A 13895-nucleotide genomic window follows, 5' to 3' on the forward strand; every position below is an offset into this window, starting at 1 on the left:
CCCGGCTTGGTGACACCGCATGGGCGTCATGTGCCGCGTGACTTGGTGGAATGAACTGGTGATTGCAGTTGTCTGCCCCGGACAGGGGTCCCAGAAGCCAGGTTTCCTCACCGAGTGGTTGACGGTCCCCGGCGTCCAGGAGCATCTCGCGCAGCTCTCGGACGCTGCCGGGCTGGACCTCGCGCACTACGGCACGGAGGCGGACGAAGAGACGATCAAGGACACCGCCGTCGCCCAGCCGCTGATCGTGGCCGCCGGCCTCGTGGCGGGGCGCCTGCTCGCCCCGCAGCTCGAGGCCCGGGACGACGTCGTGATCGCCGGACACTCGGTCGGCGAGATCACTGCCGCGGCACTCGCAGGGGTGCTCACCGAGGCGGACGCAATGCGTTTCGTGCGCGTGCGCGCCGCGGAGATGGCCCGAGCGGCCGCCGACACTCCCACGGGGATGGCCGCAGTGCTGGGCGGCAAACCGGACGATGTCGCCGCCGCCTTGGCCGCGGCGGGGGTCACCGTCGCGAACGCGAACGGGGGCGGGCAGGTGGTCGCGGCCGGTACCGAGGAGCAGCTCACCGCGCTGGCCGAGAACCCGCCCACCCGCGCCAAGGTCGTGAAGCTGAAGGTTGCGGGCGCCTTCCACACCATGCACATGGCGCCCGCCCTCGCACCCCTGCGTGAGCTTGCGCCGCAGCTGAACCCCCAGGATCCCCGCGTCACGCTGCTCAGCAACTTCGACGGCGCTGCCGTCACCGGCGGAACCGCCGTGCTCGAGTCTCTCGTGGAGCAAGTGTGCCGCCCGGTGCGCTGGGACGCCTGCATGGAGACGATGGCCGAGCTGGAGGTCTCGCAGATCGTGGAGCTGCCCCCCGCTGGGACCCTCGTGGGACTCGCGAAGCGCGGTCTCAAGGGCGTGCCAGCCACCGCGGTGAACACACCGGAGGATCTCGAAACGGTGCGGAGTACCCTGACCTGAGACGTGTGCCCACCGCACACCCCACTCGCCGAGAACCGCACCTTGTTAGGAGTCGACCTTCCGTGGCGACCTTGAAACAGAACACCCCGAACGCCCACACCCGGATCCTGGGTATCGGCGCCTACCGCCCCTCCGAGATCGTCACGAACGAAGACGTCTGCCAGTGGATCGACTCCTCGGACGAATGGATCGTCAAGCGCACCGGCGTCCACACCCGCCACCGCGCACCGGCGGACGTGTCCGTGATCGACATGGCGGAGCACGCCGCCCGTGAGGCCATGGCCGCCGCCGGGGTCACCGGCGAGCAGCTGGACGCGGTCATCGTCTCCTCGGTGACCTTCCCGTACCTCACGCCGTCGTGCGCCGCCCTGCTCGCGGACCGCCTGGACGCCACTCCCGCCGCCGCGTACGACATCTCCGCCGCGTGCGCAGGCTACTGCTACGGCGTGGCCCAGGCGGACGCCCTCGTGCGCTCCGGGGACTCGGACCACGTGCTGGTCATCGGCGTGGAGAAGCTCTCCGACGTCATCGACAACACCGAGCGCTCCATCTCCTTCCTGCTGGGCGACGGCGCCGGCGCCGTGGTCATCGGCCCGTCCGACGTTCCCGGGATCAGCCCCTCCGTGTGGGGCTCGGACGGCTCCAAGTGGGATGCCATCCGCATGACGCACCCCCTCACCGATATCCGCGCCGTGGAGCAGGGCGGGCAGCGCACCTTCTCCAAGGACCTCGTGGACCCGGAGACCGGGGAGATGCCCGAGGACGCCACCCTGTGGCCCACCCTGCGCCAGGACGGGCAGACCGTCTTCCGCTGGGCCTCGTGGGAGGGTGCCCGTGTGGCCAAGGAGGCGCTGGAGGCCTCCGGTCTGGAGCCCGAGGACCTCGCGGCTTTCGTGCCCCACCAGGCCAACATGCGCATCATCGACCAGATGGTCAAGGTGCTGAAGCTTCCCGAGTCCGTCGTCGTGGCCCGGGACATCGCGGAGGCGGGCAACACCTCCGCCGCGTCCATCCCGCTGGCCACCCACCGCCTGCTCGCGGAACACCCCGAACTCTCGGGCAAGCCCTCGCTGCAGATCGGTTTCGGGGCCGGTCTCGTGTACGGAGCGCAAGTGGTTCTTCTGCCCTGATCCTCCCCCGTGCGTGTCGTAGGGTTAGACCGCACACCTCTTGTCCTGCAGCGTTCCGAGTGATCGGACGCCCCGCCCGGAGGTTCTTCCGAACCCCCGTGTGACTCAGTACGGTTGCGCACTGCGACCTCTAGGAAAGGAAGCCGATATGGCGAGCAAAGACGAAATCCTGGCCGGCCTGGCCGAGATCGTGAACGAGGAGACCGGACTCGAGACCGAGGCCGTGCAGCTCGAGAAGTCCTTCACCGAGGACCTGGACATCGACTCCATCTCGATGATGACCATCGTGGTCAACGCCGAGGAGAAGTTCGACGTGACCATCCCCGACGAAGAGGTCAAGAACCTGAAGACCGTCGAGGACGCCGTCAACTTCATCGACAACGCCCAGGGCTGAGCCCACGGCGCGCGGTGGCGTGCCCCTTGTCAGCACGAGGGGCACGCCACCTCCGTCCTACCAGGCGGTTGGTCATCCCCGCCCCTGGAACACCTGCGATTTCGGACACGAGGAAGTGCAAACATGTCCCGCAAAGTAGTGGTCACCGGTCTCGGCGCCATCACGCCGATCGGTGAGAACGTCCAGGAGACCTGGAAGAACGCTCTCAAGGGCGTCTCGGGCGTCCATGCCCTGACCCAGGACTGGGTGGAGAAGTACGACCTGCCCGTGCGCATCGGTGCCACGTCCCCGAAACCCTCGGAGGACGTCGTCTCCCGTGTGCAGGCCAAGCGCCTGGATCCCTCGGGTCAGCTGTCCGTGGCGGCCGCGCGCGAGGCTTGGACCGACGCCGGGTTCTCCGGTGCGGACGCCGACACGAGCGACGAGCTGGACCCCACCCGTGTGGGCGTGGCCTTCGGCACCGGCATCGGTGGCGTGTGGACGCTGCTGGACGCGTGGGACACCCTCGTCGAGAAGGGCCCCCGCCGCGTCAAGCCCATGACGGTCCCCATGCTCATGCCCAACGGCAACGCCTCCTCCGTGAGCATGGAGTTCAAGGCCCGCGCGTGCGCCATCACTCCCGTGTCCGCGTGCGCCTCCGGCACCGAAGCCTTCTTCCAGGGCCTGAACCTGATCCGCTCCGGCAAGGCGGACGTGGTGATCGTGGGCGGCGCCGAGAGTGCGATCCACCCCATGACCATCGCCGCGTTCAACTCCATGCAGGCTCTGTCCCGCCGCAACGACGACCCCGAGCACGCCTCGCGTCCCTTCGACATCGACCGCGACGGCTTCGTGATGGGTGAGGGCGCCGGTGCCATCGTGCTCGAGTCCGAGGAGCACGCCCGCGGCCGCGGAGCCCGCATCTACGCCGAGCTCGCGGGTGCCGGTCTCAGCGCGGATGCCCACCACATCACGGCGCCGGCCACCGGCGACGAGGGCGGCCCCGCACGCGCCCTGCGCGAGGCCATGGTCTCCGGGGACATCGACCCGGCGGACATCAAGCACGTCAACGCCCACGCCACCTCCACCCCGGTAGGGGACGTGCCCGAGGCGGGCGCGCTGCGGGCGGCCTTCGGATCTGCCGTGGACGACATGGCTGTCTCGGCCACCAAGTCCATGACCGGTCACCTCCTGGGCGGCTCCGGGGCCGTGGAGGGTGTGCTGACCGTGCTCGCTCTCACCGAGCGCATGGCACCGTGCACCATCAACCTGGACAACCAGGACCCGAAGATCGACCTCGACGTGGTGACAACTGCCCGTGAACTCCGCCCAGGGGACATGGTCGCGATCTCCAACTCGTTCGGCTTCGGCGGCCACAACTCCGTGGCGGCGTTCCGCTCGCTCTGAGGTGCTGGACACGCTGACGCCCTGGAGGCTCTAGAGGCCCTGACTCCCCGAGTGCGGAGAACCCCGGTCACCTTTTACGGAAGGTGACCGGGGTTCTCTCACGTCCGTGGCAGGTCCCGCTTCTCGACACTCGGTTCGCCACACGCTGTTCTCGGCGCAGCGATCTCCACGCAGGGTTTGTTCTGCACAGCTCACGACGAGCAGTCATCCAGGCACGGTCGTCGCAGTGCGGGCAATGACGCAAGCCCCCGCAACGGAACGGGGACAGGAAAGCTTGGACGGCCGCGCCGGGCGGCTCACAGAGAACGTTGGAAGGTCTCGGTCTCAGCCCACGCGGTGCAGCCAGCGCACCGGAGCTCCCTCTGCGGCGTGACGGAAGGGCTCGAGCTCCTCGTCCCAGGCCTCCCCCAGCGCGAGGGAAAGTTCGGAGACGACGGCGGAGGGGTCCCCCCCAGCCGCCTCGAAGGCGTAGCGGATGCGGTCCTCACTCACGCAGATGTTCCCGGCGGCGTCCGTGGTGGCGTGGAAGATGCCGAGGTCCGGGGTGAAGGACCACCGGGAGCCGTCACTGCCCTGGCTCGGGTTCTCCGTCACCTCAAAGCGGAGGCGTCCGAGCGTGCGCAGGGCAGAGGCGAGAAGGGCGCCCGTCCCTGCGCGGCCAGACCACTCCAGTTCGGCCCGCACGCACCCGGGTTCGGCGTTCTGCGGGGTCCACTGTAGATCCGTTCGGCCACGCGAAACGGCTTCCAGGGCCCACTGGATGTGGGGGCACAGCGCCTGCGGTGCGGAGTGCACGTAGAGCACACCCCGCGTGGTGGGTGAAGACATAGCCTGTTCCTCCGTTGTGTAGGTACGTCTTCCCCAACGTCCTGCACGGAGGCCCCAGCCGTGTCACCCGGCGCCCATGTTCAGTTTTCGGAGTCAACCGGGTGGAGCTGTGCGGATTCGAGGCCGCGCGAGCCGCCGGTCGCTCTCATTGTCCAGCAGGGCCCATCGACGGTCAACCCGGAGTCTGCGGGGAGGGCAGAAGTCAAGCCCGCGGGTGCGCCTGTGAGTAAGCACTCTTCAGCCGTTCCACGGAGACGTGCGTGTAGATCTGCGTGGTCGCCACCGTGGAGTGTCCGAGGAGCTCCTGCACCGTTCGGAGATCCGCTCCTCCGTCCAGCAGATGTGTCGCCGCACTGTGGCGCAGGCTGTGCGGCCCGCGGGCACTCGTGTCCGGGACGCCGCGCAGGGCCTCGCCCACGACGCGCCGCGCCACCCGGGGGTCGATCCGGGCGCCGCGGGCCCCCACGAACACGGCGTTGCCGGCCGCGGGTCGCGCAAGGGTGCGGCGCCGGTGGAACCACAGGGCCAGTGCCTCCCCCGCGGCGTCTCCGTAGGGGATCCTGCGCTGCTTGTCGCCCTTGCCGGTGACCGTGAGCACGTGGTTCACGGCGTCCACGTGCGAGCTGTCCAGGCCCACGAGTTCGCTGATGCGGGCCCCGGTTGCGTACAGCAGCTCGAGCAGAGCCCAGTCGCGGGCGGCGCACGCGGCGGCCTGCTCGTCGTCGTGCTCCCCGAGGGCTGCATCCGCAAGGTCGTCCAGCATGGTGGCCAGTGCCGCGGCTCCGACCACGTCAGGGAGGTGCCGTGCCGGTCGCGGACCGCGCAGTCCGGACGCGGGGTCGTGCCGCAACCCCTGGGTGTCCACAGCCCAGCGGAAGAAGGTGTGCACGGCGGCGATCCCCCGGGAGACGGAGCTGCGCGCGAGCCCCCGCTGGTGACGCTGCGCGAGCCAGCCCCGGAGCGCGTCGCGGTCCAGGAGGTCCATGGCGTCGATCCCGGTGTCCCGCATCCAGTTCGAGAGGTCCATAACATCGCTCGTGTACGAGCGCACGGTGTGCTCGCTGCGGGAGCGCTCCAGCGCGAGGTGTGCCCGGAACTGCGGCAGGTACGCCTCCAACGGTCCCGGCGCAGGGCTGTCACCCTGCGGCGAAGCGGACTCCCCCGGGGTTACGGATCGGCGCTCCTCCTCAGCTCGGCGCTCCCCATCACCTCGACACACCTCCGAAGATCGGCTCACCTCCGGGACAAGCCCGGTCGAGCCTTCCGCGCCACGACGCTGCGGTGGGGCTTCCCGCCCGCGCCGCTGCCCAGCGTTCTCCCCTGCCCGGTCAGCGGCTCGAGATGACGACGCGCGCTGCTCACGAGCCACCGCTGCGTCGTGTGCCCAATCGTCCATGCGGTGAGCCTACCCGTCGCCAGCCGAGCAGCGAGTCCGTGGCCAGCCCAAGCTCCCGCAGCTGCGCAAGACTCGTGAGCACCTCCCCCGGCCCGAGTCCGGAGACACGACACAGCTGGGAGGGGTCCGCATCCGTGTGCAGGGGCAGGGCATCGAAGACCCGAAGCTGCACGGGATCCAGTCGGTCCTCAGGCCTCTGGTCCCGGCCCGCCCTCTGGCTGCGGACCTCCTCAGCTGCCACATTGCCGAGGGAACCCAGGAGTTCGAGCACCTCTCCGCCGGTGCTCACGAGCACCGCGTGGTCCTCCCGCACGAGCCGGTGGCATCCCGCGGATCCCCCGACGAGCACGTCCCCCGGCACGGCGGCTACCTCCCGGGAAAGACCTGCCGCGTGCCGAGCGGTGTTCAGGGCACCGGAACGCCACGCAGCCTCGGTGACGACCGTGGCGCGGGTGAGGGCAGCGATGATCCTGTTGCGTTGCAGGAACCGGTACCGAGTGGGAGCGCACCCCAGGGGGACCTCGCTCAGGACCGCGCCGCGGTGGCAGATCCGACCCAGAAGTTCGGCGTTCGCCACGGGGTAGACCCTGTCCACCCCGCAGGCCAGCACGGCCACGGTGGTTGCGTGCTCCGCCCCGGTCTCGAGGGCGGTCTGGTGGGCGACGGCGTCGATCCCGTAGGCACCGCCGGAGACCACGCACCAGCCCGCCTCGCACAGCTCGCCGGTGATCATGCGCGTCACTGCGGAGCCGTAGGCGCTGGCATTGCGCGATCCGACCACGGCCACGCTGCGCTCCAGACGGTTGAGGGCCGTGCGCTCGCCCCTGCCCCACAGCACGATCGGCTGCTGAATCCCCAGGAATGCGAGCTGGGCCGGCCAGTCGGCATCCTCTGGGATCACGGTCCACGCGTCGATCTGCTCCGCGTGGCGCGCGTCCGTCGCGGGATCGGGCACGGGCAGCCGCGCACGCCACGCCGCGAACCGGTGGGCGAGATCGGGAGTCCCCGCACCGGGCAACGCCTCCTGCGCGGCCTTCCGGTACACGGACACGAGCGCCGCGCTGGGTGTCTGCAGCTCGCTGATGCTGCGCCACAGCACCTCGGGACCCAGGGCTTCCAACAGGAGCAGACCCGCGACGTCGCTAGGCTCGATCACCCGCGCCAGGCGCACGCGGCAGGCCCGGACGGAGGAGGAATCAGCGCTCATGCCGTCACCGTCGTCTTGAAATAAAGAGCCAGCTGCACGTGCTCCGGGGTGGGGACGGTGCTCCCGGCCAGGTCCGCGAGCGTCCACGCCACCCGGAGGACCTTCACGAATCCCCGGGCAGTGAGTGTCCTGCGCTCCATGGCGGCACGCAGGGGCTGGACGGCACGCGTCCCCGGGGACAGCCGCCGGTGCAGCAGCGAACCGGGAACGGTGCTGTTGAGCCGACAGCCCACGGCCGCGAGACGTTCCACCTGGGCCCTGCGGGCCGCGAGAACGCGTGCGGCGACGGTCGCGCTGTCCTCGGGCCTTGTGTCCCCGGTGGAGCTGAGTTCCCGGTACGTGACGGCCGGCACCCGCAGCTGCAGGTCCACCCGGTCCAGCAGCGGCCCGGAGAGCTTGCCAAAGTAGTGCCGTCGTTGCACCGCGCTGCACGTACAGGTCTGACCGGTTCCGCCGGCGTTGCCGCACGCACAGGGGTTGGCGGCCAGCACGAGCTGGAACCTGGCGGGATAGTGCGCCACGGACTGCGCCCGGGCAATCGTCACGCTTCCCAACTCGAGGGGCTGCCGCAGCGCGTCGAGGACCCGCCGGTCGAACTCGGGTGCCTCGTCCAGGAACAGCACCCCGCGGTGGGCCAGGGAGATGGCCCCGGGACGGGGCATGCCGCTGCCACCTCCGCACAGGGCCGGGAGCGTGATGCTGTGGTGCGGTGCCTGGAACGGCGGACGCCGCACGAGGGCCGAGCACCCGTCGTCGCCGCGCAGGGAGTGGACCGACGTGACCTCCAGAGAGTCCTCGTCCTCGAGGTCCGGCAGGATGCCCGGCAGCCGCTCGGCGAGCATCGTCTTGCCCGCACCCGGCGGGCCGACCATCAGGAGGTGGTGCCCGCCCGCCGCCGCAATCTCCAGGGCCTGACGCCCTTCGACCTGCCCGACGACGTCCCGCAGGTCACGGACCGGCTCCTCCCCGGCCCCGCTCCCCGGGGTGGGACCCCGTCCCGCGCGGGTGACAGATGACACACTCAGGCGCTGGAGCAGCGCGGGATCGGCCCCGTGCTCCACCAGCAGCTCCGCGAGGTGACGCGCGGAACTCACGGAGGCGCCCGACACCAGCTCCGCCTCGGCCCTGTTTTCCTCCGCGACCACCACACGGGTGATTCCGGCCCGCACGGCGGCCAGGACCGAGGGAAGCACGCCGCGCACGGGCCGCAGGGACCCGTCCAGGCCCAGCTCCGCGTAGAACACGGTGTCAGGGGGTACGCGGATCACCCTCTGCGCGCTGAGCACGGCCATGACGACGGCCACGTCGAAGTGCGAACCACGCTTGGGCAACGTGGCGGGTGAGAGGTTTACCGTGATCTTGCGAGGGGCCAGTGGCACCCCGGCATGTCGTGCCGCGGAACGGATGCGCTCCTTCGACTCGTTCACCGCCTGGTCCGGCAGCCCGATGATCGTGAAGGCCGGGAGGGACTGGCCGATGTCCGCCTCCACCTCCACCACGTGGCCATCCAGCCCCACGAGGGCCACGCTGCGGCTGCGTGCAAACCCACTCACGTCCCCACCACCGCTGCCGGCCGGGCCCCGCGCAATCACCCCTGAAGTAGTCATGCGTCCACCGTGCCCGAGGGCCCGCCAGAGGGCCGGAGCGCGTGAGAGATGTGCAGTGCGCACGCCGCGGGGTGGGGACCGGGGATTCGCGCGGCGGGCAGGTCGCCGGAACGCTGGACGGCCGCGCACTGTCCGCCTCACCCAGCGGCTCAGCCGACTTCTACAGGAGGATTATCCAACGTCCACCACGCGACCCTGTGGGCTGGAGGCAGCGAATTCTCCCGTCGCGCCCGACGGATCGGCAGGACGCAGGGCCCCGGAGGCGATCTGGGTGCCTGTCGGCACCGGCTCGGGCTGCTCAGGCGCTGTCGCCACGGGATCGGTGACCGCCGCATCCGTGTCGACAGGGGCTGGCGTCTGAGGGTCGAGCGCACCCGGGTTCGGGGGATCCGGCACCGTGGGCTGCGAGAGTTCGGGGTCCGGATCGACGGGGTTGGGGTCGACGGGGCCCGGATCGACGGGGTTGGGGTCGACCGGGCCCGGATCGACGGGGTTGGGGTCGACCGGGTCCACGGGCGGGTTGGCCGCGGACGGTTGGGAGGACGGCACCGGGTCCTTGGGGTCCTCTGCCGCCCCCGGATCCACGGGGAGCTCCGTGGAGTCCGGGGCGGGGGCGTCCTCGGCCTCGTCGGCGCCGTCGACCCGGGACGAACCGCTGGTGCCCGGTGCGTCGGAGGACCCTTCCCCGCCATCGGGGTGGGCTTTCACCGGTGTGACCTCCCGGTCACCGATCTGGGGGATGAGCTCAAGACTGACGAAGCTGTCCGGGACCGCGGAGATGTCGCCCACCAGAAGGTTGGAGCCCCGTTCCCCCACGGGGATGTCCTTCGTGGCGGATGCTGCGGCATCCCGCAGACGCATCCTGAGCTTCTCGGCCGTCTCCTGGGGCAGGGTCGACCCGTCGCGGGCGTGGTATTCCTCGTCGCGGACCCGAGGCATCCACTTCTCCGTTGCGCGGGAGACGTGCTCGAGCTGGTAGGAGGCGCCGTCCTTCGCCCGGAGTACGAGACGGCTCACGGACACCGGCGAGGCACCGTGTTCGTTGTCGATCTCCACCGTGGCGTATGTGGCACGAGCGACCTTGGCGTCCTGGCGCAGCCTGTCGATCCTCTGGTCTGGGACATCCGGAGCGGGCAACGTGATCCTCACGCTCGCACCGCCGGGGAGATTCGCCCGGAAGGTGCCCGGGTGCAGGCTGCCGTCTGCCGAAGCAGAGGCGGAGGCCCTCGTGTCCGGTGAGTCGCTCCGCTCCTCCCCGCAGCCGACGACGCACAGGGAGACGGCGGCGGTCAGCACCGTGGCGGAGAGCACATGTGGAAGCCACCCCGCTGTCTTCATCCGGCCCTCCAATCACACCCCCGGCCGCTGAACGGCACGCGCATGCAGGCTCCCATCCTACGAGACGCCCGTGGCGAATGTGATGTGCTCCGCCATGGTCCCCTCGCCGGAATCCGTCGGAGTTGCCGAGATGAGCGGGAATCACCCCCCCTCAGCGAGCCCGGGCCACCCCGAGGAGGGCGCCGGTCAGAGCCACCCGATCGATCCCACGTGCTCCACCCGGGGTGAGCAGCCGCGTGGCCAGTGCACCGCCACGACGTCCACTGACGGCACGGCGGCGGCGTTCTCGCGGGCCCACGCCCGCGCGAGGACGTGCAGTCTGCGGAGCTTGTCGGCACCCACCGCCTCGGCAGGGTGGCCGAAGTCCCCGCCGGAGCGTGTCTTGACCTCGAAGACCGTGACTCGGCCGTGCCGCTCCGCCACGATGTCCAGTTCCCCGCGGGGTGCGCCCGGTGCCCGGACGGGCCGCCAGTTGCGGTGCAGCACCTGCCACCCCGAGCGCTGGAGCAGACCGGCGATGAGGTCCTCGCCGGCACGCCCCACGCCGAGGTGCGGGGCCGCGGGAGGACGTGGGCCCTCCGCGGGATCGGTGCGCGGACCGCCGGGGGGATCCGTGGGCGGATCAGTGGGAGGCTCGATCAGAGGTGCTTCGGAGTGCGGGGCAAAGGTGTTCATGCGCCCACTGTGAACCGTACGCCCAGGCGAGGTCACGCACGGGGCGCAGGTGTGGAGCGAGGGCGCTGCCTCAGATGCCCAGGTTCCAGCTCACCCGGTGGTGCGGAGTGCTTCCGTACCGGGCCAGCGCCTCCCGGTGTCCCACACTTCCGTACCCCTTGTTGCCTGCCCAGCCGTACGCCGGGTAGTCGGTGTCGAGCGCGGCCATCAGGTCGTCGCGCTCCACCTTGGCGACGATCGAGGCGGCCGCGACGCTCACGCACTGCGCATCGGCCTTGACCAGGGTGCGCACCACGGGCGGCAGCACCACGGGGTCCTCGTCCTGGCCGAGAACAGGCGGGACGTCGAGCCAGTTGTACGACCCGTCGAGGATCAACGCGTCCACGGGCACCCCGTACTCGTGCACCGCGGCAAGAGCGCGCAGCCCCGCGAGCCGCAGGGCGGCGTTGATGCCCACTGCGTCGATCTCGCTGGGCTCTGCGTGCCCCACGCCACGGGCTGCGGCCCACGAGGGGATGGCCGGTGCGACAGCGGCGCGCCGGGCGGCGCTGAGCGCCTTGGAGTCGCGCACGCCCTCCCAGGGAGCCCCCGCGGACGGCGCCGTCGACAGCCCACCGGACGGTGCGACGTCGCCCTCCGGGCCCAGCCAGCGGGCAGCGTCCACGACCACGACGCCCACGCTCGCGGGCCCCGCCAGGGCGCCGCGCCCCACCTCGTCCATGCCCGCCACGTAGCGGGCACCCGCGAGTGCAAGTTGGCGCTCGACGTCGAGGGTCGGAGCCGCCGCCTTCGCGGGACTCACTTGTCGGCCGCGGGAATGTCCTGGAACGACCCCTCGGGGTTGTGCAGGAACTGGAAGCGGTCCAGCGGCCACGCGATCACGAACGCGGTGCCCACCACGTCCTCGCGCTTGATGAACTCGGTCCCGGTCTCGATGTGGTACCGGGAGTCCGCGGAGGCGTTGCGGTGGTCGCCCAGCACGAAGAACTCGCCGTCCGGAACCGTGACGTCGAAGGGGATCTCGGAGGGTTGCACCCCCGGGTAGAGGTAGGGCTCGTCGAGGGCCTTGCCGTTGACGGTGATCTTCCCCGAGGCGTCGCAGCACGTCACGTGGTCACCGCCCACACCGATCACACGCTTCACGAGGGCCTGCTGGCTGCTGTCGGGCAGCAGCCCCACGAACTCCAGGGCACCACGCACGGGGTTCGTCCCCGTCCTGGCACTGGCCGGGAGCCAGCCCTGCGTGTCGTCGAAGACCACGACGTCCCCGCGCTCGATCTCCCCCATCCGCGCGTCCAGCACGTTGACGAAGATCCGGTCGTCCAGCTCGAGCGTCTGCTCCATGGACCCGGAGGGGATGAAGAAGCCGCGGATCAGGAACGTCTTGGCCACGAACGCGATCACGAGCGCCAGCACCACCACGATCAGGATCTCGCGCACCGCGCCCCACCCGGTGGTCGGCTTCTCGGAGCCACGACGACGACGCCGTGCCCTGCCGCCGCGCGCCCCGCCCGAGGCCGCGGCGTCGGCGGAGGACTCGGCCGCCCCAGCGGGGGTCTGCCCCCCGAGGTCCTCGCGGGGACGGGAGGTGCCCGGAACGTCCGGTTCTTGCTGCTCAGCCACTGCGCGTTCCTTCTCTGTGGTCGGACCTGCTGCTGCGGGCCACGGTAGCGGCCCGCCCTGGTGCCCGGAGGCAATCCTGAACGCGAGCCACGCCCGCGGGCCCCGCGGCGTCGTCGCCGTCGGCCGGGTTCCTCACCCGTTCAGGGAACGGGCGCGGTCCAGGGGCCACACCACGCGTTCGGCGGTGCCCACGATCCGCTCCGTGCGGATCAGGCCCCCGCCCGGGGCTCCCAGCAGGGAGCGCGAGTCCACGGACACGCGGCGGTGGTCGCCCATGAGCCAGACCCGCCCCTCGGGAACCTGCACGCTGAAGGTGATATCGGAGGGTGCGTCCCCAGGATAGATGTAGTCCTCGTGCTGCTCCTGGCCGTTGACCGTGAGCAGCCCGTTCGCGCTGCAGCACGCCACGGTGTCGCCCGCTGTGGCCAAGACCCGCTTGACGTAGGCGGTGTCCGAGCCGGTGAGGCCGAGCCAACGCCCGGTGGTGTGGGCCGCCTGGACGTACCACGGGTCCGAGGAGTGGAGGGGCTCCAGCGAGCCTCGACCGTCGAAGACCACCAGGTCCCCGCGCTGCACGGAGTCCCCCGAGACGAGCTTGTCCACGAGCACCCGGTCCCCGCCCTCCAGCGTGGGCTCCATGGACCCGGAACCCACCCAGTAGACGTCCACGACGAAGCCCCGCAGCACGGCGGTCAGCACGAGGGCCGTGAGCAGGGCGACGGCCACCACGCGCAGCCACCAGCGACGCGTGGAAACAGGCCTGTTCACGGCGGAGGACCCGGCAGCTGCCGGGCCCTCCGCGTGTTCCGTGTGCTGTGGCACCCGGTTGAGTCCTACTTGCTCGGCTCGCGCTTCTCGCGGATGCGAGCAGCCTTGCCGTGACGGTCGCGCATGTAGTACAGCTTCGCGCGGCGGACGTCGCCGCGGCTCACGAGCTCGATCTTGTCGATGATCGGGGAGTGCACCGGGAAGGTGCGCTCCACGCCCACGCCGAAGCTGACCTTGCGGACCGTGAAGGTCTCGCGCACGCCCGAGCCCTGGCGGCCCAGGACGAAGCCCTTGAACACCTGGACACGGGAGCGGTTGCCCTCCACGATGTTCACGTGAACGTTCAGGGTGTCGCCCGGACGGAAGTCGGGGACGTCGTCGCGCAGCGACTTGGCATCAAGCTGGTCAAGAATGTTCATGACATGACTCCTCGTGATCGCCGCAGGTCTCCCACGTGTGGTCTGCGCTCTGCCCCCGAGGGGTGGTCGCGCTGCTGAGATCCGGACCGGATCATGGAATGCCCGGTCCGCGCGATGCGTCGTTGGTCGCTCTCCCCCCTGCGGCAGGGGCGTG

Annotated in this window: 14 protein-coding genes; 4 read left to right on the plus strand and 10 right to left on the minus strand. The window is 70.6% G+C overall.

Features of this window, described 5'->3' with window-relative positions:
* The first annotated feature begins 58 nt into the window (after positions 1 to 58).
* The 4 genes from FS770_RS00995 (at position 59) to FS770_RS01010 (ending at position 3880) form a co-directional block, all read left to right on the plus strand.
* Positions 59 to 970 carry an ACP S-malonyltransferase gene (locus FS770_RS00995; RefSeq protein WP_186366658.1) on the plus strand — a complete coding sequence of 304 codons (912 nt, stop codon included), beginning with the start codon at positions 59 to 61 and terminating at the stop codon, positions 968 to 970.
* Between the two features lie 62 nt (positions 971 to 1032).
* Positions 1033 to 2100: a beta-ketoacyl-ACP synthase III gene (locus tag FS770_RS01000; RefSeq protein WP_144942546.1), complete on the plus strand. Its 1068-nt coding sequence runs from the start codon at positions 1033 to 1035 to the stop codon at positions 2098 to 2100.
* Between the two features lie 148 nt (positions 2101 to 2248).
* A complete protein-coding gene (locus tag FS770_RS01005) occupies positions 2249 to 2494 on the plus strand; it encodes an acyl carrier protein (RefSeq protein WP_055082136.1) in 246 nt (81 codons plus the stop codon).
* Between the two features lie 123 nt (positions 2495 to 2617).
* The gene (locus tag FS770_RS01010; protein ID WP_145009321.1) at positions 2618 to 3880 is read left to right on the plus strand and encodes a beta-ketoacyl-[acyl-carrier-protein] synthase family protein; all 1263 of its coding nucleotides are present in this window, start codon (positions 2618 to 2620) and stop codon (positions 3878 to 3880) included.
* 324 nt (positions 3881 to 4204) lie between these two features.
* On the opposite strand, the gene FS770_RS01015 is transcribed toward FS770_RS01010, so the two are convergent.
* The 10 genes from FS770_RS01015 to rplS all read right to left on the minus strand — a co-directional run bounded on the left by FS770_RS01015 (position 4205) and on the right by rplS (position 13741).
* A complete protein-coding gene (locus FS770_RS01015) occupies positions 4205 to 4708 on the minus strand; it encodes a DUF3145 domain-containing protein (protein WP_144942544.1) in 504 nt (167 codons plus the stop codon).
* Positions 4709 to 4910: 202 nt separating this feature from the next.
* Entirely contained in the window at positions 4911 to 5825 is a 915-nt protein-coding gene (locus FS770_RS01020; protein ID WP_186366659.1) for a tyrosine recombinase XerC, read from the minus strand.
* Positions 5826 to 6066: 241 nt separating this feature from the next.
* Entirely contained in the window at positions 6067 to 7311 is a 1245-nt protein-coding gene (gene dprA / locus FS770_RS01025) for a DNA-processing protein DprA (RefSeq protein WP_145009324.1), read from the minus strand.
* The gene (locus tag FS770_RS01030) at positions 7308 to 8864 is read right to left on the minus strand and encodes a YifB family Mg chelatase-like AAA ATPase (RefSeq protein WP_144942542.1); all 1557 of its coding nucleotides are present in this window, start codon (positions 8862 to 8864) and stop codon (positions 7308 to 7310) included. Before FS770_RS01030 ends, dprA begins: the two co-directional genes overlap by 4 nt.
* Positions 8865 to 9089: 225 nt before the next feature.
* On the minus strand, positions 9090 to 10256 hold the full coding sequence (locus FS770_RS14180; RefSeq protein ID WP_145009327.1) for a hypothetical protein: 1167 nt from the start codon (positions 10254 to 10256) through the stop codon (positions 9090 to 9092).
* A 186-nt stretch (positions 10257 to 10442) separates the two neighbouring features.
* Positions 10443 to 10931 (minus strand): YraN family protein, encoded by a 489-nt coding sequence (locus tag FS770_RS01040; RefSeq protein WP_144942540.1) that lies wholly within the window; start codon positions 10929 to 10931, stop codon positions 10443 to 10445.
* A 70-nt stretch (positions 10932 to 11001) separates the two neighbouring features.
* A complete protein-coding gene (locus FS770_RS01045; protein WP_145009330.1) occupies positions 11002 to 11733 on the minus strand; it encodes a ribonuclease HII in 732 nt (243 codons plus the stop codon).
* Complete coding sequence (gene lepB, locus FS770_RS01050; RefSeq protein WP_186366660.1) at positions 11730 to 12554, minus strand: signal peptidase I; 825 nt, start codon at positions 12552 to 12554, stop codon at positions 11730 to 11732. Before lepB (FS770_RS01050) ends, FS770_RS01045 begins: the two co-directional genes overlap by 4 nt.
* Before the next feature lie 132 nt (positions 12555 to 12686).
* Positions 12687 to 13376 carry a signal peptidase I gene (gene lepB / locus FS770_RS01055; RefSeq protein WP_145009336.1) on the minus strand — a complete coding sequence of 230 codons (690 nt, stop codon included), beginning with the start codon at positions 13374 to 13376 and terminating at the stop codon, positions 12687 to 12689.
* Between the two features lie 11 nt (positions 13377 to 13387).
* A complete protein-coding gene (rplS, locus tag FS770_RS01060; protein ID WP_055083644.1) occupies positions 13388 to 13741 on the minus strand; it encodes a 50S ribosomal protein L19 in 354 nt (117 codons plus the stop codon).
* Positions 13742 to 13895: the final 154 nt, after the last annotated feature.

The sequence above is a fragment of the Kocuria salsicia genome, from assembly GCF_007681555.1.
Lineage (GTDB): Bacteria > Actinomycetota > Actinomycetes > Actinomycetales > Micrococcaceae > Kocuria > Kocuria salsicia.

What these genes read in the sequence shown, in the direction of transcription:
- FS770_RS01005 (WP_055082136.1), top strand. Translation starts at nt 2,249, where the DNA reads ATGGCGAGCAAAGACGAAATCCTGGCCGGCCTGGCCGAGATCGTGAAC.
- FS770_RS01010 (WP_145009321.1), top strand. Translation starts at nt 2,618, where the DNA reads ATGTCCCGCAAAGTAGTGGTCACCGGTCTCGGCGCCATCACGCCGATC.
- FS770_RS01015 (WP_144942544.1), bottom strand. Translation starts at nt 4,708, where the DNA reads ATGTCTTCACCCACCACGCGGGGTGTGCTCTACGTGCACTCCGCACCG.
- dprA (WP_145009324.1), bottom strand. Translation starts at nt 7,311, where the DNA reads ATGAGCGCTGATTCCTCCTCCGTCCGGGCCTGCCGCGTGCGCCTGGCG.
- FS770_RS14180 (WP_145009327.1), bottom strand. Translation starts at nt 10,256, where the DNA reads ATGAAGACAGCGGGGTGGCTTCCACATGTGCTCTCCGCCACGGTGCTG.
- FS770_RS01040 (WP_144942540.1), bottom strand. Translation starts at nt 10,931, where the DNA reads ATGAACACCTTTGCCCCGCACTCCGAAGCACCTCTGATCGAGCCTCCC.
- rplS (WP_055083644.1), bottom strand. Translation starts at nt 13,741, where the DNA reads ATGAACATTCTTGACCAGCTTGATGCCAAGTCGCTGCGCGACGACGTC.